The 17,331-nt window shown below is 66.0% G+C and carries 20 protein-coding genes; 9 read left to right on the top strand and 11 right to left on the bottom strand.

The window, feature by feature from the left end:
* The first annotated feature begins 20 nt into the window (after positions 1–20).
* The 3 genes from AB0H50_RS23180 to AB0H50_RS23170 all read left to right on the top strand — a co-directional run bounded on the left by AB0H50_RS23180 (position 21) and on the right by AB0H50_RS23170 (position 3,559).
* A complete protein-coding gene (locus AB0H50_RS23180) occupies positions 21–929 on the top strand; it encodes a VOC family protein (RefSeq protein WP_357456205.1) in 909 nt (302 codons plus the stop codon).
* Positions 930–932: 3 nt separating this feature from the next.
* Positions 933–1,784 (top strand): alpha/beta hydrolase, encoded by an 852-nt coding sequence (locus AB0H50_RS23175; protein WP_357456202.1) that lies wholly within the window; start codon positions 933–935, stop codon positions 1,782–1,784.
* 137 nt (positions 1,785–1,921) lie between these two features.
* Positions 1,922–3,559, top strand: coding sequence for a long-chain fatty acid--CoA ligase (locus AB0H50_RS23170; RefSeq protein WP_357456199.1), 1,638 nt, complete (start codon positions 1,922–1,924; stop codon positions 3,557–3,559).
* Between the two features lie 113 nt (positions 3,560–3,672).
* On the opposite strand, the gene AB0H50_RS23165 is transcribed toward AB0H50_RS23170, so the two are convergent.
* Positions 3,673–4,422: a GntR family transcriptional regulator gene (locus tag AB0H50_RS23165; protein ID WP_357456196.1), complete on the bottom strand. Its 750-nt coding sequence runs from the start codon at positions 4,420–4,422 to the stop codon at positions 3,673–3,675.
* 138 nt (positions 4,423–4,560) lie between these two features.
* On the opposite strand from AB0H50_RS23165, the gene AB0H50_RS23160 reads away from it, so the two are divergent.
* Together AB0H50_RS23160 and AB0H50_RS23155 are read left to right on the top strand one after the other, a co-directional pair.
* Positions 4,561–5,454 carry an NAD(P)-dependent oxidoreductase gene (locus AB0H50_RS23160; RefSeq protein WP_357456193.1) on the top strand — a complete coding sequence of 298 codons (894 nt, stop codon included), beginning with the start codon at positions 4,561–4,563 and terminating at the stop codon, positions 5,452–5,454.
* 13 nt (positions 5,455–5,467) lie between these two features.
* Complete coding sequence (locus tag AB0H50_RS23155) at positions 5,468–5,947, top strand: SRPBCC family protein (RefSeq protein ID WP_357456191.1); 480 nt, start codon at positions 5,468–5,470, stop codon at positions 5,945–5,947.
* A gap of 172 nt (positions 5,948–6,119) precedes the next feature.
* Here the strand turns inward: AB0H50_RS23155 and AB0H50_RS23150 are convergent, their stop codons facing one another.
* Positions 6,120–6,800 carry a class II aldolase/adducin family protein gene (locus AB0H50_RS23150; protein WP_357456188.1) on the bottom strand — a complete coding sequence of 227 codons (681 nt, stop codon included), beginning with the start codon at positions 6,798–6,800 and terminating at the stop codon, positions 6,120–6,122.
* A gap of 164 nt (positions 6,801–6,964) precedes the next feature.
* Between AB0H50_RS23150 and AB0H50_RS23145 the strand changes: the two genes are divergently transcribed.
* On the top strand, positions 6,965–7,324 hold the full coding sequence (locus AB0H50_RS23145; RefSeq protein WP_357456185.1) for a nuclear transport factor 2 family protein: 360 nt from the start codon (positions 6,965–6,967) through the stop codon (positions 7,322–7,324).
* Positions 7,325–7,475: 151 nt separating this feature from the next.
* Here AB0H50_RS23145 and AB0H50_RS23140 read toward each other — a convergent pair whose 3' ends face one another.
* On the bottom strand, positions 7,476–8,225 hold the full coding sequence (locus tag AB0H50_RS23140) for an IclR family transcriptional regulator (RefSeq protein WP_357456182.1): 750 nt from the start codon (positions 8,223–8,225) through the stop codon (positions 7,476–7,478).
* Between the two features lie 34 nt (positions 8,226–8,259).
* On the bottom strand, positions 8,260–9,150 hold the full coding sequence (locus tag AB0H50_RS23135; protein ID WP_357456180.1) for a fumarylacetoacetate hydrolase family protein: 891 nt from the start codon (positions 9,148–9,150) through the stop codon (positions 8,260–8,262).
* 220 nt (positions 9,151–9,370) lie between these two features.
* Here AB0H50_RS23135 and AB0H50_RS23130 point away from each other — a divergent pair, with 220 nt between their 5' ends.
* Complete coding sequence (locus tag AB0H50_RS23130) at positions 9,371–10,156, top strand: IclR family transcriptional regulator (RefSeq protein WP_357456177.1); 786 nt, start codon at positions 9,371–9,373, stop codon at positions 10,154–10,156.
* 38 nt (positions 10,157–10,194) lie between these two features.
* Here the strand turns inward: AB0H50_RS23130 and frdD are convergent, their stop codons facing one another.
* The 5 genes from frdD to AB0H50_RS23105 are packed head-to-tail and all read right to left on the bottom strand — an operon-like array spanning position 10,195 to position 13,684.
* Complete coding sequence (gene frdD / locus AB0H50_RS23125; protein WP_357456174.1) at positions 10,195–10,548, bottom strand: fumarate reductase subunit FrdD; 354 nt, start codon at positions 10,546–10,548, stop codon at positions 10,195–10,197.
* Entirely contained in the window at positions 10,548–10,937 is a 390-nt protein-coding gene (locus AB0H50_RS23120; protein WP_357456172.1) for a fumarate reductase subunit C, read from the bottom strand. The genes frdD and AB0H50_RS23120 overlap by 1 nt, the downstream gene beginning before the upstream one ends.
* Entirely contained in the window at positions 10,934–11,677 is a 744-nt protein-coding gene (locus AB0H50_RS23115) for a succinate dehydrogenase/fumarate reductase iron-sulfur subunit (RefSeq protein WP_357456169.1), read from the bottom strand. Before AB0H50_RS23115 ends, AB0H50_RS23120 begins: the two co-directional genes overlap by 4 nt.
* Before the next feature lie 5 nt (positions 11,678–11,682).
* Entirely contained in the window at positions 11,683–13,425 is a 1,743-nt protein-coding gene (gene frdA, locus AB0H50_RS23110; protein WP_357456166.1) for a fumarate reductase (quinol) flavoprotein subunit, read from the bottom strand.
* Positions 13,426–13,450: 25 nt separating this feature from the next.
* Complete coding sequence (locus AB0H50_RS23105) at positions 13,451–13,684, bottom strand: hypothetical protein (protein ID WP_357456163.1); 234 nt, start codon at positions 13,682–13,684, stop codon at positions 13,451–13,453.
* A gap of 304 nt (positions 13,685–13,988) precedes the next feature.
* Between AB0H50_RS23105 and AB0H50_RS23100 the strand changes: the two genes are divergently transcribed.
* Positions 13,989–14,549 carry a hypothetical protein gene (locus AB0H50_RS23100; RefSeq protein WP_357456160.1) on the top strand — a complete coding sequence of 187 codons (561 nt, stop codon included), beginning with the start codon at positions 13,989–13,991 and terminating at the stop codon, positions 14,547–14,549.
* A gap of 206 nt (positions 14,550–14,755) precedes the next feature.
* Here AB0H50_RS23100 and AB0H50_RS23095 read toward each other — a convergent pair whose 3' ends face one another.
* Positions 14,756–15,034, bottom strand: coding sequence for a hypothetical protein (locus tag AB0H50_RS23095; protein WP_357456157.1), 279 nt, complete (start codon positions 15,032–15,034; stop codon positions 14,756–14,758).
* A gap of 660 nt (positions 15,035–15,694) precedes the next feature.
* Entirely contained in the window at positions 15,695–16,237 is a 543-nt protein-coding gene (locus tag AB0H50_RS23090) for a hypothetical protein (RefSeq protein WP_357456154.1), read from the bottom strand.
* Between the two features lie 140 nt (positions 16,238–16,377).
* Between AB0H50_RS23090 and AB0H50_RS23085 the strand changes: the two genes are divergently transcribed.
* Positions 16,378–16,902 (top strand): tetratricopeptide repeat protein, encoded by a 525-nt coding sequence (locus tag AB0H50_RS23085; protein ID WP_357456151.1) that lies wholly within the window; start codon positions 16,378–16,380, stop codon positions 16,900–16,902.
* Positions 16,903–17,331 lie beyond the last annotated feature (429 nt).

The raw sequence follows: 17,331 nt of genomic DNA, 5'->3' as shown, positions 1-17,331 counted from the left end.
GTCCACAGGAGAGGAAACCCATGATCACGCTGACCGACATCGCCTACGTGCGGTCAGGAGTCGCCGATTTCGGGACCGCTGTCGACTTCGCGACTCGGATCGTCGGTCTCGAGCTCGCCGACGAGACCGAACCGGGCGTCGCGCACCTGCGCGCCGACTCCCGCCACCACTGTCTCGCCCTGGTCGAGGGAGCGTCGGGGGTCCTGGCCTCCGGGTTCACCGTCGCCGACACGGATGCGTTGGAGGCTGCCGAAAGCGATCTCGAGCGGGCTGGTTTCGCGGTGCGGCGCGGGTCGAAGCAAGAGGCTCGCTCGCGGCGCGTGGCCGAGTTCATCGGCTTCGACGATCCTTTCGGTAATCGCATCGAGCTGGTCAGCCAGCAGGAGACGATCACCAGGCCGGTCGCATTCGCGCGACCGGCCGGCATCACGGAGTTCGGGCACCTGTGCCTCGACGCCCCGGACGTGCACGAGGCCTACCGGTTCTGGAACGGGCACTTCAACGTCCGTGTATCGGATTGGATCGGAAATGCCGCGTGCCTGATGCGGATTGATCCCGTGCACCACAAGCTCGCCGTATTCCAGGGCGAGACCGCTGGTCTGTGCCATATGAACTTTCAGGTCGGATCGCTCGATGACGTCTTCCGTTCCTGGCACTTCCTGCGAGACAACGGCGTTCAGATCGAAATGGGTCCGGGCCGCCATCCCCAGTCGACAGCGGTGTTTCTCTACTTCCTCGGTCCCGAGGGTTTCACCTACGAGTACTCGTTCGGGGTGCGTCGCATCGAGGACGAGGCCGCCTGGCGACCGCGCACGTTCGATCCGGACGAACCCGGCTCGATCGACATGTGGCTGGGCCCGGTCAAGCGGGTCTCGACCCAGCGTCCGGCCCCGGTTGCCGGAACTCGACCCACCCCAACGAGGAGCTAGTAAGTGACCATCACCAGCGACCACCTGACTGCATCGATCCGCGAGGTCGACGGGGTGCGCACCGCCGTCATCGACACCGGGGAACCCAGCGGCGCGAACACCCAGCCGCCGCTGCTGCTACTGCACGGATCCGGTCCGGGTGTCAGTGCCGCGGCCAACTGGCGTCCCGTGCTGCCTGCGCTGTCGGCGACCCGGCGCGTCATCGCCCCCGACCAGTTGGGCTTCGGTGCCACAGCCACCGGTGAGTCACGCACGTGGGGCCGGGAAGCGTGGACCCGGCACGCGCTCGCCCTCATGGACGAACTCGGCATCGAGACCTTCGACATCATCGGCAACTCGATGGGCGGGGCAATCGCCCTTTCGCTCGCGGCCGAGCGCCCCCGGGCCGTTCGCCGACTCGTGCTCATGGGCTCGATGGGTGTCGCGATGGCGCTGCCGCAGGGACTCGACACGGTCTGGAGCTACCGGCCTGGGATGGAGAACATGCGCGAGATCATCGGGCTGTTCGCCTACGATCGCCGACTGATCACCGATCAGCTGGTCCAGATGCGTTACGCGGCCAGCGTCGAACCGGCCGTCGCCGAATCCTGGGCAGCGATGTTCCCTGAACCGCGCCAACGCTGGGTCGACGACCTGGCACTCTCGGGGGCCGAGCTGGCGCAGGTGGCGCAGCCGACCCTGATGATCCACGGGCGTGACGACCGGGTGGTGCCGTGGAAGGAATCCTCCGGAGCGTTGCTGGAACTACTGCCCGACGTCCGGCTGCACGTGCTGGGCAATTGCGGCCACTGGACCATGATCGAGAAGACCGCCGAGTTCCTCGGCGTCGTGGAACCGTTCCTGTCCGAGGCCTGACCTTGCCGAGCCCCCGCGCTCGCGGGGGCCTACATCCCATATCGAGCCTGATCCCGCGCTGGGCATGGATTCCGGCTGCGGCCGATGCTCGGCGGCCGGGTGCCCGGATAAGTCACTGAAGAAAAGAGGAAGTTCCGATGTTCAGCACTATGCAGGACGAGCCGTTGTCGCTGGCTACGTTGCTGCACTACGCATCGACGTTCGCCGGCGACTCCACCGTGTCCACCTGGACCGGCTCCGGCGTGCGCACCATGACCTACCGCGAGGTCGGTGCCGAGTCGGCGCGGTTGGCGAACGCGCTGCGCGGGTTGGGGATCGGCGCAGGCGACCGCGTCGGCACGTTCATGTGGAACAACAACGAACATTTGGTCGCCTATATCGCGGTGCCAGCGATGGGCGCGGTGCTGCACGCGCTGAACATCCGGTTGTTCCCCGAACAAGTCGTCTATGTGGCCAACCACGCCGAAGACCAGGTGGTGCTGGTGGACGGCACGCTGGTGCCGCTGTTCGGTCAGATCCTGCCGCACCTGAAGACGGTCCGGCACGTCATCGTGGTCAACGGTGATGCGGCGACGCTGACCGCGCCCGAAGGCGTGCAGGTGCACTCCTACCCCGAACTGCTTGCCGCGCAGCCGGACACCTACGACTTCCCGGTGATCGACGAGCGGTCCGCCGCCGCGATGTGCTACACCTCCGGCACCACGGGCGACCCGAAGGGCGTGGTCTACTCGCACCGCTCCAACTGGCTGCACGCCATGCAGGTCGGCGCGAACAACGGGATGGGCCTGTTCGAAACCGACACCATCCTGGCCATCGTGCCGCTGTTCCACGCCAATGCCTGGGGTCTGCCGTACGCGGCGCTGATGTCCGGCTCGAATCTGCTCATGCCGGACCGGTTCCTGCAGCCGGGTCCGCTGCTCGAGTGCATGGCCGCGCAGCAGCCGTCCTTCGCTGCCGCCGTGCCGACCATCTGGGGCGGGGTGCTGGCTGCGCTGGCGGCGAATCCGCAGGACATCACGCATCTGCGCACGGTCGTGGTGGGCGGTTCGGCCGTCCCTCCGTCGATGATGCGCACCTTCGAGGACGAGCACGGCGTGCGGGTACTGCACGCGTGGGGCATGACCGAGACCTCGCCGCTGGGCAGCCTCGCCCATCCGCCCGCCACCGCGGTCGCCGATGAGGAGAAGTGGGCCTATCGGGTGACCCAGGGCCGGTTCCCGGCCGGTGTGCAGGCGCGCCTGGTCGGCGACGACGGCGTGGTCCCGAACGATGGGGGAGCGCTGGGCGAACTGGAAGTGCGCGGCCCGTGGATCACCGGCTCCTACTACTCGCCGGACGGCGCGCCGGTGGATCCGGAGAAGTTCCACGATGGCTGGCTGCGCACCGGCGACGTCGGCAAGATCAGCCCGGACGGCTATCTCACCCTGGTAGACCGCTCCAAGGACGTGATCAAGTCCGGCGGTGAATGGATTTCGTCGGTGGATCTGGAGAACGCCGTGGCAGGCCACCCCGCGGTCGCCGAGGCCGCCGTGATCAGCGTACCGGACGAGAGGTGGGACGAGCGCCCGCTGGTGGCGGTGGTGCTCGCCGATGGCGCAGCGGCGAAGCCCGAAGAGCTGCGTGAATTCCTGGCCGACAAGTTCGCGAAATGGCAGTTGCCGGAACGCTGGACGTTCATCGCGGAAGTGCCCAAGACCAGCGTGGGCAAGTTCGACAAGAAGCGGCTGCGCAGCCAGTACGCCGAGGGCGATATGGACGTCACCACGCTCGGCTGACCACCTTCTCCTGCGGACAGACCCCGCCTCACGACATCACCATCGGCAGTGGTGACGTGGGGTCGGTCCGCAGGCCGGCCCGCCTTCGACCTCATCCCGAAAACCGTTGCCGCTCACCGTCGGTCGGGCACGCCGACCATCTCCAGTGCCTCCGGCACGGCGATCGGCTCGTAGTCGGGCGAGGTGTCGCTCAGTACTTTGAGGGCGGTGTGGGCCAGGTGGCTGGCCATGAAGGCTTGGGCCCTGGCCTTGGTGCCCTCCACCAGCGCGGACAGAATCTGCGCGTGTTCGTGATCACCGGCTTTGTGCCAGCTGTTCGGCTCGCCACCCTGGTAGATCCGGATGTACCGGACACACCGGTCGGCCAGCTGACGCAACTGCTTCTGCATGGTTTCGCTGGCGCCACGGGTGATCGTGCGATGAAACGCCGAGTGGGCGACGAACCAGCGCTCGGTCTCGCCCGCCTCCGCGGCCACGCGCATGGCGGCCAGCTGCTCAGCCGCCTGCTCTCGGGCTGCGGTGTCGAAGCTGCCCACTGTCATGGCCACGGCCAGCGACTCGAGCACGATGCGGCTCGCATAGATTTCGTCGAGCTCACGAGGGTCGAGCATGGAGACGCGGGTGCGCTGGTTCGGTTCGATCTGGACCAGGCCCTCCTCCTGCAGCATCCGCAGCACCTCGCGCAACGGCGTGCGGCTGACGCCGAGTTGCTCGGCCAGCGACACCTGGGAGAGCTTCGTCCCAGGTCGCAGCGTGCCGTCGAGAATCCTCTCGCGCAGGTAGGCGTGTACGTGCGGGATTGCCTGGCGTGGCTCGGGCAGTTCCACCCTGGTGATGTGCGGGACGAGCACTTTGCGACTCATGTCCCCAGCGTAAGCGATGTGTATACATATTCCTTCCCTTTCGCATGACGGCCCAGTAAAGTGCATACAGTATTGCGGAGTCGTCGCGGCTGCGAAGTCGTCCCCCTCCGCACGAAAACCCGTGAGGACGTGAGGAATGTGAGAACTATCGGGGTGATCGGCCTGGGCAAAATGGGCCTGCCGATCGCCGAGAACTTGCTGAGCCGCGGCTTCGACGTCGTCGGATACCGGCGCAGCATCGAATGTCCCGAGCTCGGGGCCGCGGGTGGCGCCGTTGCGTCGTCACCGGCGGACCTGGCCGCTTCGTGCGAGGTCATCGTGTCGATCCTGCCGACCGCGGATGACGTCGAGCACGTGGTCTGCGGGCCCGAAGGCACACTGGCGACGATGCGCCCCGGCACGGTCCACCTGGAGATGAGCACGATCCCGGTGACGAGCAAGCTCGGACTGATGCGTCAGCTCGAGCACGTCGGTGCCACCATGCTCGACTGCCCGATCAGCGGCAGCCCCGGAATGGTCGGCCCGCGGCTGGCCACCGTCTTCGCCTCCGGAGCGGCGGAGGCGATCGATCGAGTGGCCGACGTTCTGGACGCCATCTCGGGGCCCTGGGTCAGAACCGGTGACTTCGGGACCGGCACCCACCTGAAGTACATCTCCTCCATGCTGGTGGCGACCCATACGGTCGCGGCCGCGGAAGCGATCGTGCTGGCCCGCCGCAACAACTTGGACCTGGACATGGTCCAGCGCACCCTGGAGACGTCCATCGCGGGCTCGGCGCTGCTGAAGCAGCGAGGTCCTCGCATGGCGGACCGCTCATGGCTGCCTGCCCCCGGGCCCATCGCGACGTTGCACGAGATCCTCGACCAGATCGAGGCGCACCTGCACGAACTGGGCGAGCATCGGCCGCTGTTCGGGGCGGCCAAAGCGGTGTTCGACCAGGCATTGGCCGACGGGTGGGGAGAGCTCGATATAGCCAGCGTGCACGACCAGATTTCCCACCAAGACGCTCTCGCGCAGAGAGCTACCAAATGATAGGAGTCACTGAATGATCTACGTCACCCATCGTCTCCCGGTCAACGAGGCGGGCGAGCCCACACTCGATCGGTCTGCCGTGTGGCAGGGACTGGTCATGAAGGCCAACAACGCGCTGCCCTTCGTGCCGATCATGACCCACTGTGTCGTCACCGCGCTCATCGACGACGAGACTTTCGACCGCGAGATCGAGCTGTTCGGCGACCGCTACATCGAGCGGATCAGCCTCCAGCCCGAGCGGCGGGTAGTGTTCACGCGCCTCTCGGGACCGGTCCTCGGCACGATCTCCAATGACATCGAGGAAGACGAGGGGGCGCTGTTCCTCCGGTTCAGCTTCGCGCTGGTGCTCGAAAGCGCCCAGAGCGGTTCTCCCGAGGAGTCGGCCTACGCCGACGAAACCACGAAGCACTACATAGCGGCCGTCGGCGCGACGCTCAATGCCATGCGTCGGGTCGCGCGCGGAGAATCGTCGGTCGCGCTGCCCGCGAGCTGACGTCCGACGACCCAACCGTCGCAGGCGGCCCCGCGCTCCAGCGCGGGGTCGCCTGCCGTCTGCCCATCGGCCTCGGCATGGCCCGAACGCGCCCGAATTCACCTCCGCCGCAAGCTGATCCAGTCCGGCCGCCATGGCGGTGAGAACAGCCGCCCAGCACACGCGCGTGAGATCAGCGAGTGGGGCGCGTCGTCCCCGCTTTGCGCAGCAAGTGCGCCCCCAGTCGGGGCAGTAGCTCAGGTTTGACGGCCTGCCACGAGCGGATCTCTTCCACCGACATGGCGGCGACGGGCTGGTCCCTCGTCTGGAGCCAGACGGCGCACGCGGCGGCGAGCACCGACATGGTGGCCACCGCGGTGGCGGGGTCGCCTGCCATGGCGATCGCGCCGTTGCCACGCAGAATCATCGCGTCCGACGACCCGATCGCCTCGGCGAGTCGACGGCCGCGGTCGGCCTCGCGGACCAGCAGCGCGGACGGGTACACCGGCACGGAATCGCCCAGCCAGCACGCTTGGCCGTGGGTCGGGGCAATGCGGTCGGCGAGCATGCCGACGGCCAGCGATGCCGCAGGCTGGGCCCGCGCGATCGCTCCGGTCGCCGGGAATCGGTCGTAGAGAGCCAGGTGTGCCCACGCCTCGGCCGGGGACCCGGATGGCAAAGACGTCGCGTTCAACGGCACGCGGAGGCAGTTCGACGCCTCGACGGTCTCGAGGTCTGCGGCAGGGGTGATGACCATGTGGTCGAAGTCCCTGGCGGACACATGCCCGAACGCGTCGACCAAGCCCAGGGCGGCCATGGCTCGCGCTGCGTCGGCAACTTGGACATCGAGGGACCGGGCGGTGGAGGAGTACACGACAGCTAACTGTATGCACTTATGGGTCGCGGCGCCATATCGGGACAGAATCGGCTCGCGCTACCGGTAGCCGATTCCGCCAGGCGAAATTTGCGCACGAGGTCATGACGTGCGTCACACCGGCGAGTCAAGGTGTATGCAATTCAGTGTTGAAAGGATCCATCATGACCAGCGCTTCGCCCGCCGCCGTGTTCCATGCGCTCGACACTCTCGACGCCAAGGCCTTTGCGGAGCTTTTCGCCCACGACGGCAACGCCACCTACGGCAACGGCCCCACCCTCGAGGGGCGCGAGGCGGTCGAGGCGGGCGCTGTCGGCTTCTTCGGCGTGATCGACGGGATACATCACGACATCGTCAACGAGTGGGTCGTGGGCAACGACACCATCGTCGAACTGGCTGTCACGTACACGCGTAAAGATGGTCGACAGGTCTCCATCCCGGTGGTGTCGATCTGGACTGTCGGTGACAGCGGCCTGATCGACACCTACCGGGTCTACTTCGACGTGACCCCGGTCTTCGCATGACCACGCGCACCGCGACAGGGCGTGTCACGGTCGTCGCCGGAGGCGCCGCCGTCTCGGGCAGGTGGCATGCGGTTGCCGTCGCCGACGTTGGCTCCGCGGACGAGACACTGCGCCTGATCGAGAAGGCAGACGGCCGAGGGTTCGCCGCCCGTCAGGCAAAGTTCTCGGCGATCGCGGACGCGGTCGCCCGGACCTCGGGCACGAGATCGAGGAGGTGCTTGCGGCTCGAGCCCGTCGACGGGCACGCCAACACGACCGCGGCGATGACCAGGCCCGACCGGGTGGTGACCGGGACGCCGACGGCGTTCACGCACTGCTCGTTTGCCTCCAGGCAGAGGGCGTAGCCCTGCCTGCGGACGACACCGAGTTCACGACGAAGCGCGACAAGCTCCCGCATCGAGCCATCACGCATTCGGACGCGGCGGTCGGGGTAGAGCGCAACCAGTTCGCTGTCGGGGAGCTGGGCCAGGAGCACCTTGCCGCCCGATGTGGTGTGTGCGGGCAGCAAGAGTCCGACGCGACTCCCGACTCGGTGGGCACGCCGGCCCTCGACGCCGTCGATGAAGCGGCAGCCGTTGCCCTGCAAGGTCACCAGGAAAGTTGTATGACCCAACCTGTGCGATAGGTCCGCCAGATAGGGGTGGGCGAGGACGCCGAGGTCGCGTGGTGGCTCGGCGCCCGACGGAAGCTGCGTCAGCCGTGGTCCCGGCAGGTAGGCGCGTTTGCGGTCTTGTTCGGCGAACTGGTGTCGCTTGAGGGTGGACAACAGCCGGTGTGCGGTCGGAGGTGTCACCGCGAGCAGCTCTGCCGCGTCGGCCACCCGCAACTTGCCGTTCTCGCGCAGCGCGACGAGGAGCGTGAGCACGTTCTCGGCCGAAGAGACCGACTCGCGGGATGACACGGTCCCCGCCTTCATCGACGATCGACCACCCTGGTCATGCCGCGACCATTCTGTTCTCCAGCCGACCGAGGCCGTCGATTTCGGTGACAACCAGGTCACCGACGTTCAGGAAAGTCTTGCGCGGCATACCGACACCGGCGGGCGTACCGGTCAGGATGACGTCACCCGGCTCGAGCGTCAGCACGCGGCTTGCAGCGGCGATCAGGCGCGGCACCGTGATCACCATATCGGCGGTGGACGCTTCCTGCTTGATCTCCCCATTGACTGTCAGCCGAAGCGTGAGGGCGTGCGGATCGTCGATCTGCCAGCTGGGGACGAGTCCGGGTCCCATTGGGCACGACCCGTCGAATGCCTTGTGCTGGAACCAGTCCCAGCCGAATGGTGCGAGGACCGCGTCTTTCCTCGGGAACAGTCCCCTGGCGGACAGGTCGTTGGCGACGGTGTAGCCCGCCACGTGATCGAGGGCCGCGCGCTCGTCGATATTGTGCCCGCCCGCGCCGATGACGACGGCCAGCTCGACCTCCCAGTCCACGTCGGCGCGGTCCGGCAGGCGCACGTCGTCGTGCGCGCCCACCACCGCCGTGGTCGGTGGCTTGAGGAAGAAGAAGGGCTCGCCCTTCGGATCCGGACGCTGCGTGCCCATCTCCTCCGCGTGTCCGTAATAGTTCGCCCCGGCGCAGATGACCTTGCGGGGGTAGGTGAGGGGTGCGACGAGCTCGACGTCCGGTACGACCTCGAGCGCCGAAAGCTGGAGATTCTGGAGCAGCGGCGTGAACTCCGCCCACCGATCGAGAACTTCCAAGAGAGTCAGACCTGACAGTGGCTCCGGCGCCCGACCGACTTTGCCGTCGGCGAGCACACCGACACTCGGCTGCGCCCGATCGCTCCCGGCGAACTGGACGAGACACCACTGCTGCGACGACATGCAAACCCCTTCGGAATCAATGAGCTCCCTAAAGTGCACACACTTTCGTGGTGGTTGTCAAGCATGCCCGATCGACAGGCTCGCTATTCCGGAGGCCGAAATTTGCCGTGCGACCCCTTTCTTCCTTGACGCCCGAGACGCAGTGTGTCCATACGACGCCGGGCGTCGACAGATGGCGGCAGGAAGGGGGAGTGAGAACTCATGCGCCGAGGGGCATGCGATGCCTGATTCCCGAACGGCCGCCGGGCTGGATCCGGACACCGTGCTGGGCAAGGTGATGTCAGTGTTGCGCGCGTTCACGGTCGAGGACCACGGAATCGGTTTCGCCGAATTGCAACGGCGCACGCGGCTGCCGAAGGCCACGCTGCACCGCGTCCTCGGCGATCTCGAGTCGACGCGCCTGCTGGATCGGGTCGATGGCGCCTATCATCTGGGCGGCCACCTCTTCGAACTCGGCATGCGCGCCTCGATCGAGCGAGGCCTGATCGAAGTGGCCACACCCTTCCTCGAGGACCTCTACGAACGCACCCATGAGCTGGTGCACCTCGGCCTCTTGGAGACCCGTGAGGTCGTGTACGTCGCGAAGATAGGTGGTCACCGGCAGGCGCGCTCGCCTTCCCGGCTGGGCGGCCGGATGCCCCTGCATGCCACCGCTATCGGCAAGGCGCTGCTGGCCCATGCGCCCGCAGAGGTGCGACGCGCGGCCCTCGCGGAACCACTGCAGCGATTGGCACCGCGGACGATCACCGCTCGGGGAACGCTCTGTAAACAGCTCGACGACGTAGTGGAGAACGGGATCGCCTTGGAGTTCGAGGAGTCCGCGGTGGGAATCGTCTGCGTCGCCGCACCGGTGCTCGACGCCGACGAACACGTGCTGGCGGCCGTCAGTGTCACGGGTCCGGTGACTCGTTTTCGTCCGCAGCAGCACGCGGCGTCGGTACGGGCTGCCGCGGCCGGAATCGCGGCGACCCTGGCGCGGCGCGATGCGCTCCGGGAGCGGAATTGATCTGCAAGCCCGCCATGGCTGTCGCCCGTGCGGTCGTGTCAGACACGCAGCAGGACGTAAGCGGCGGCTACCGAGCCGATGACGGCGCCGCCGTAGCAGATCAGAATGATCAACGCACTGAACTGCTCGAGCCGCAAGCCGTGCTGCAGCGTGTACCGGAAGCGGTGTGCCCAATGGAACAGAGCCAGCATACAGAGTCCGAGAAGGACCAGCCGGGTGACAGGATGACGCAACACCGAGAGCAGGTCTGCGTGGTCGGGCGCGGGAAGCCAGTCCAACGGGAAGGCGAGGCCGAACAGAAACAGCAGCACCGGTATGAGCAGCGCGGCGGCCATACCGCCGATGCCGAACAGCAGCCACGCCAACGGTTCCGGGGACCTCCTGTTCGTCATCACAGCACCACCAACAGCACGATCGCCGTCACCAGACCCCACAGCAGGTAGTGCAGCCCAACGATCACGACCGGTGCTACGCGCCGATTCCCGACACGCACCGCCATCGCCTTGGGCGCGAGGTCGAACCAGGTGACCGTGTGCAGCAGCACGAACAGCAGGGCGATCGTGTTCAGCGCAACGACCCACCCGCTGGCGCTCCAGCTCAGAAACCGCTGATAGTCCTCGCTTCCGGAACTGACCGCATCGACCAGGATCAGGAGATACACCACGAACCAGGCGACGAACACGCTGCTGAGCTCGCGCAGGACGAAGATCAGGTACGAGCGGCGTTGCACCCACCAGAACGTGGAGACCGGCTTTCGATACAACCGGGGTGTCGTGGTCATCGTGCCCGCCAAGGCATGAGGAAATCGCGGAGCGATTGGGTGGCCGCGGTCAGCTTGTAGCGTTGGATCGCGCCGGCCGGGTCGACCCCCTTGGGGCAGGCGGTGGTGCACTCGCCGACGAGGGTGCAGGACCATACGCCCTCGGCCGAGGCGAGAACATCCCGCCGATCTGCGGCTCCCTCGTCACGCGAGTCGAGGTTGTAGCGTTGGCCCAGCGCGATCGCCGCCGGACCGAGGAACTCAGGCTCGAGTGCGAAGACGGGACAGGCCGAGTAGCAGAGCATGCAGTTGATACACATGCTGTACTTCTTGTAATCGTCCATTTCGGACGGTGTTTGCAAGTACTCGCCGTCATCGAGCGACCGATCTTCCTCCCTGATCAGCCATGGTTTGACCGCGGTCAGCTTGTGCATGAAGTCGCTGATCTCGATGACGAGATCCCGGATCACCGGGAAGTTGCGCAATGGCTCCACCCGCACCGGCCCCGGCGCGTAGTCGGACAGGAAAGTAGCGCAGCTCAGTTGCGGCTCACCGTCGACGGTCATGCCGCAGCTACCGCAGATGCCCATCCGGCACGACCACCGATACGACACCGTTCCGTCGAGGTAGTCCTTGATGTAGTTGAGGCCGTCGAGCACCGTCCATTCCTTGCGCAGCGGAACCTCGTACGACTGCAGGACCGGTTCGTCCTCTCGATCCGGTCGGTAGCGCGCGACCTGCAGCGTTATCCGATCGGCCATCGCCATCACCTCCCATATACGCGTTCGCCCGGAGGCCATCGAGTAATCGTTACCGGGAGGTATGAGACGCGGCCCGAACCGTCCGGCTGCCGATGGATCACCGAATGCGCTAGGAACCGTTCGTCGTTCCTGGCGGGGAAATCGGTCCGTTGGTGCGCGCCCCGGGATTCCTCCCGTGCGAGCGCGCAGGCGACGATGCATTCCGCCACATCGAGCATGCACGACAGCTCCAGCACCGCCACCAGTTCGGTGTTGAACGCCCGGCTGTGGTCATCGAGGCGAGCGCTGCCGAACCGATCGCGAAGCTCGCGCAGCTTGTCGGCCGCTTCGGCGAGGGCGTCGCCGTCCCGATAGATCCCGGCACTGGTCTCCAGCGTCTCTTGCATCTCGGTGCGGATGTGGGCGATGCGTTCGGATCCCTCGGCATGGCGCATGAGATTCGTTTCCAGCCGGTCCTGTTCGGCGCGGCCGAGCGCGAGGAGCGCCGATGTCTCGCGGGCCGTGGCCGAGCTCGCGTACTCGGCGGCGGCACGACCGGCTCGCGCACCGAAGACCAGCAACTCTGGGAGGGAGTTCGACCCGAGCCGGTTGGCTCCGTTGATACTGACGCAGGCGACCTCTCCGACGGCATACAGGCCCTCCAGGGGTGTCGCGCCGTGGATGTCGGTATGAATGCCCCCCATCATGTAGTGGACGACCGGGCGTACCGGGATCAGCTCCCGGACCGGGTCGATGTTCTGGTACTTCGAGCACAGCTCGCGGACGAACGGCAGTTTCGTGTCGATGAGATCAGCGCCGAGGTGGCGTAGGTCGAGGTGGACGACGTGCCCGTACGGCGTGCCGATGGTCCGGCCCTTGTCGAGTTCGTGCACGAATGCCTGCGACAGCCGATCGCGTGGCCCGAGTTCCATGCTCCGCATCACCGGTGCCGGTGACGGCGTCCCGAGGTCGTAATCCTGCAAGTATCGATAGCCGTCCTTGTTGAGCAGCCAGCCGCCCTCCGCCCGCGCCGCCTCGGTGATCAAGATGCCCGTGAACGGAAGACCGGTCGGGTGGTACTGGACGAACTCCATGTCCTTCAGCGCCGCGCCGGCCCGGTAGGCCAACGCCATACCGTCGCCGGTGTTGATGTTGGCGTTGGTGGTGAATGGATACACCCGGCCGCAGCCACCAGTGCACACAATGACAGCGCTGGCGAGAATGGTTTCGACGCGTCCGGTGGCCAGTTCGATGGCCACGATGCCGCGCACCTTGCCGTCTTCGATAAGCAATGTCGTGGCGAACCACTCGTCGTACCTGACGATGTCTCGATACGACAGCGCGGTCTGGAACAGGGTGTGCAGCATGTGGAAACCGGTTTTGTCAGCTGCGAACCAGGTGCGGTTGTTCTTCATGCCACCGAACGCCCGTACCGCGATGTGCCCGTCCGGCCGCCGGCTCCACGGGCAGCCCCAATGCTCCAGCTGGAGCAGCTCTCGGGGCGCTTCCTCGACGAAGGCCTCGACAGCGTCTTGGTCACAGAGCCAATCGCTTCCGGAGACCGTGTCGTAGGCGTGCTCTTCGATGCTGTCGCCGGGACCGGCGACAGCGGCGGCGCCACCCTCGGCGGAGACGGTGTGGCTGCGCATCGGATAGACCTTGGAAACGATCGCGATACTCAACCGCGGATTGTGTTCCGCGATAGCGATGGCCGCTCGCAGGCCCGCGCCGCCCCCGCCGACGATCACGACATCGTGAGAAGGGGTCATGGTGGCACCACCCGGGCGTCGCTTGTCAGGCCTCGAAGTCGGCGCTGTGCTCGTCCATCAGGACCTTGCCGTCATGGCGGACAGTTTTGATCCGAACGCTGCCGTCGTGGAATTCGTGCCGAATCCGGCGGCAGCCGCAGTCGTAACGCAGATCGTCGATAACCAGGCCCGCGTCGTCGTCTTCGCGGTGGCGAGCCCCGCCCCTCAGTTTCCCGCATGGGGCGCGTTCGGTGCTGAACTGCTCGGTGATGCTGAGCACCTCCACCTCCCGGCTAACCGGTGGCACACCTTACTGATCGGTGTAGACACATCAGAGTACGCGCATTGCACCGAGGCCGCAGGAGGCGTTCTGGGTCTCGCGGACGTGCCCACCTGCGCCGATGCGTTGTCGACGAACCAATTCGGCTTACGGCCCCACCTGCACGACGTGACAATTTCGCGACCATTTCGTAATGTATCGGTGATCATTTTCCCGACAGTAGCCGGTAACCGACATCATGCCTGGTCAACATCGCAAACAGACCTCAGCCTGGAAGCGCACCCCCCTGGCTGTGTGTGGCGTCGTGGCGGCTGTCGCCGTTGTGCTGTGGGTGGCGATCCGGCTGAGCCCGGTCGCTCAGCCTGCCGCCGCCGTCGATTCGCCGCCGTCATCCGCCATCGAATCCGACCCGGTCCCGACAACCGTGCCGCCAGCAGCTCAGCCTGCGCAAGGGGCGGTTGCAGCCGAGCCTCCACTCCCGTCGGAAAAGACGGCCCAACAGCACCTCCCGTGTTCGACAGAACTCGCCGGCACGCAGCCGCATGTGGCACAGGTGGGCAACCTGCTCAAGAAGGCGTTCGGCATCACCGACGTCGGCGGCGCCGTCGGCCGTGGCGACGGCGAGCATGGCGCCGGCCTTGCACTCGATTTGATGACATCCGATTCCGCGCGCGGCGACGCGATCGCCGAATTCGTGCTGGCCAACAAGCAGCGTTTCGGCGTGACCTACGTAATCTGGCGGCAGCGGTACAACGACGGCAGCGGTTGGTCGTATATGGAAAACCGCGGGAGCCCGACCGCCAATCACTACGACCATGTGCATGTCTCGTTCGCTCCGGCTGCCCATGTGGACGTAACCTGCTGATTGCGCGTCCGGCGGCCGGTGTCGACCGGACACCTCGCGCCGAAGCTTCAGGTCGCAGCAGCACATAGGTCGCGAATACGGTGGCCGCGATCCAGCCCAGGGTGCGCCGGCGAAACCGCAACGGTGCCTTCGGCTGGACGGGTTCGGCAGCAGGCCTACCCGTTCATGGCATACCGACGGCCGTCAGGCCGTCGGTATGCCATGGCTCAGTCACCGCAGTGCACTCCGAATTCCTCCCAGATGTCGTCCTTGATGCGACCGCCCCAATCGATGCACTTGCCTTCCGCCTCGACCTTCGCATAAGCGAAGTGGGTGAAGACGCGGTCGTCGTTCACGACAACCTGGGAGTGGTCCTTCGACTGCCGCACAGCGGCGCCCATCGATATCGGATCGCCCGGCTTGTCCCGCACGGTGACCACGCAGTTGGTCCTACCGTTGTAGGTGAGAAAGACCGTGCCGCCCTTCAACTCGTGTGAGTCGATCACGCTGAAGCCTTCACCGCACTGGCCATCATATGTTGCCGCGGACGCAGTGGCCGGGAGCAATACTGCCACTCCGGCACTGATCCCGATTGCGGCCGCACACACGGCGATCGGCTTTCTGGCGTTGATCAATGCAGAACCTCTCTCTCATTCGACATCCAGCGTCTGGTTTCCTACCCCGGACGGTCGGCACCTAAACTCGAGCACAATTGCTGCCGCGACGCAGATCGTCCGGCAACAGCACGAACACATGGTCGAGTTGCCCGGGGAGAACAAGTCGGCGAGCGCGGCGGTGACCGCACCGGCGAGCGCGACGGCCTCGTCACCCGAAGCGCCTGCCTCCGCGGCGAACTGGCTGAGGAACGACTTCCCCCAGCGTGATGCGGTGCGAGCGGATGTGGGAGAGGCGGCCTGCCTTCGGCAGGCGGGACCAACGTTCTCTTCCAAGCTCTTGCGGAGATCACGAACGGCCGCCAGATGGTGACTCTCGCTTCGAAATACCCTCGGCCGCAGAAGTATCGACCAGTCCATGAGATGCCCGAAGGCGATGCTCGAACGGGAACGGCCGAGCCCGCGACGCGGTACGCAGCTTCGTTCCCGGGGCTGCTGGGATGCACGCGTCGACTACCATCCCAGCGCGAAAGCTGTTGCCGTACTGGTGATCTACGCTGCGATGCCATGCTGCGCTTCGCCGACGTTGTCCCTGAAGCACCCGGCGAGTAGCGATGATGACCGGAATGCTCCCGCACGGGAGTTGTTCGGCGTCGGCATCGCATACTGATCGTTCGCTCGTATGGCCTTGCGGCCCAGCTGCTGGTGACGATCAGCCGCGTTGGCGACTGGCGTGCGGTTCATACCGTTGAGATCGGTGCCGCGGTGGCGCTCGCTCACCCACCAACTCGCGATCGTTAACCCCCCCGTGGGGTTAGCACTGGTGTCCGAAGGGGGACTTGTACCCGCAACCTCCTGCAACACCGAAAACTGCTGGTCATCGGGAAATAGCGGTGGCGTAACGGTTCTGGTCCGGTTGCCGCAGGTTTGTGCACTGAGGTCGGACACGGCAGCGTCGCAAGCCAGCGCGACCGACATGCCCGGGGGCTGGCGGTCGCAGTAGGCGACGACGTCAGTCAGCCATTCCAGCAGCGCGCTGCGGTTTTCACCCGTACCGGTCAGGTCGCGGGCGCTCAGACCAGGGCCTCGATCCATTTGTGGGAGAACGATTCCAGCAACGCCTGGCGGGTGGGAAAGCGCTTGGCCAGCCGGGCCGCCCGCAGTACGCCAGGAACCTCGACAGCCCGCGCCGAAAGCGCTGAGCAAATTGCCTTTCCGGTCGTACTGTGGACAGGGTGAGCATCGTTTCGGACTACGAGCAGCTGATCGCCGACCAGACTCGCGTGTTGGGGGCTGATCATCGTGACACCCTGACCAGCCTGCGCCGACTGACCGAATTCCAGTTCGACTGCCGCGATTTCGCCGGGGCGGCCGCTGGCTACGAGCAACTGCATGCCGCCCGAGTGCGCATCCTCGGTGCCGATCACGAGGAGACGCTGATCATGCTTTCCAACTTGGCCACCTCCCGCGCCATGATGGGTGACTACACCGCAGCCGTCGCCGATTACCAGCAGGTGTACGACGGGCGAGCACGTGTGCTTGGACCCGACCACCCGGACACACTGCGAACACTGGACATGCTGGCCGACACCCGGGCATCGGCCGGAGACCACGAGGGCGCCGCTGCCGTCTTCCAGCAACTCCTCGACACGCGCAGTCGAGTGCTCGGCCCGGAGCACGAGGAAACCCTGCGGACCCGCGGTGACCTCATCCACCAACAGAGCCTGCTGATCACAGCTCAACAGCAGACACCCAGCTAGGAGTTTGCCACGCCGCACCGAACACCACACGGCCACAACGGCATTCGATATCCAGCATCAACCTCCGGCACCACATCCACTCAGCCGACCAGCCGAACACATCGGGTTCCCGGACGCTCACTTGGTCAATTCCGATGATTCCGTCGTCGATGGTGACGACAGCGAAGGGATTCGGCCCAAGTCCCCCCGCTCTCGGTCCGCGTTGTCGCACCGTGGTGCCGACTCGCCGCATCTATCCCGTGCGATGGCAGCGGTCAGCCGGTCGGGGGGTGACGCACTAGACGACGGCTCGCACGCTGCCGATCAGACGCGTCCGGAACTTCGAATCACCGCCCTAGGTTCTGTCTCCCAATGGGGTGAGCGGACCGGTTCCGCTCATGGGCGTGGTCGTGCATCATGTTCGCCGTGGCGACGCTGGCAGGTGATCGG

The organism is Nocardia sp. NPDC050793 (genome assembly GCF_040654065.1).
In the GTDB taxonomy this organism is placed as follows: Bacteria; Actinomycetota; Actinomycetes; order Mycobacteriales; family Mycobacteriaceae; genus Nocardia.
Note: the sequence above shows the minus strand (reverse complement) of the source record. Positions and strands in the feature narration are given on the sequence as shown.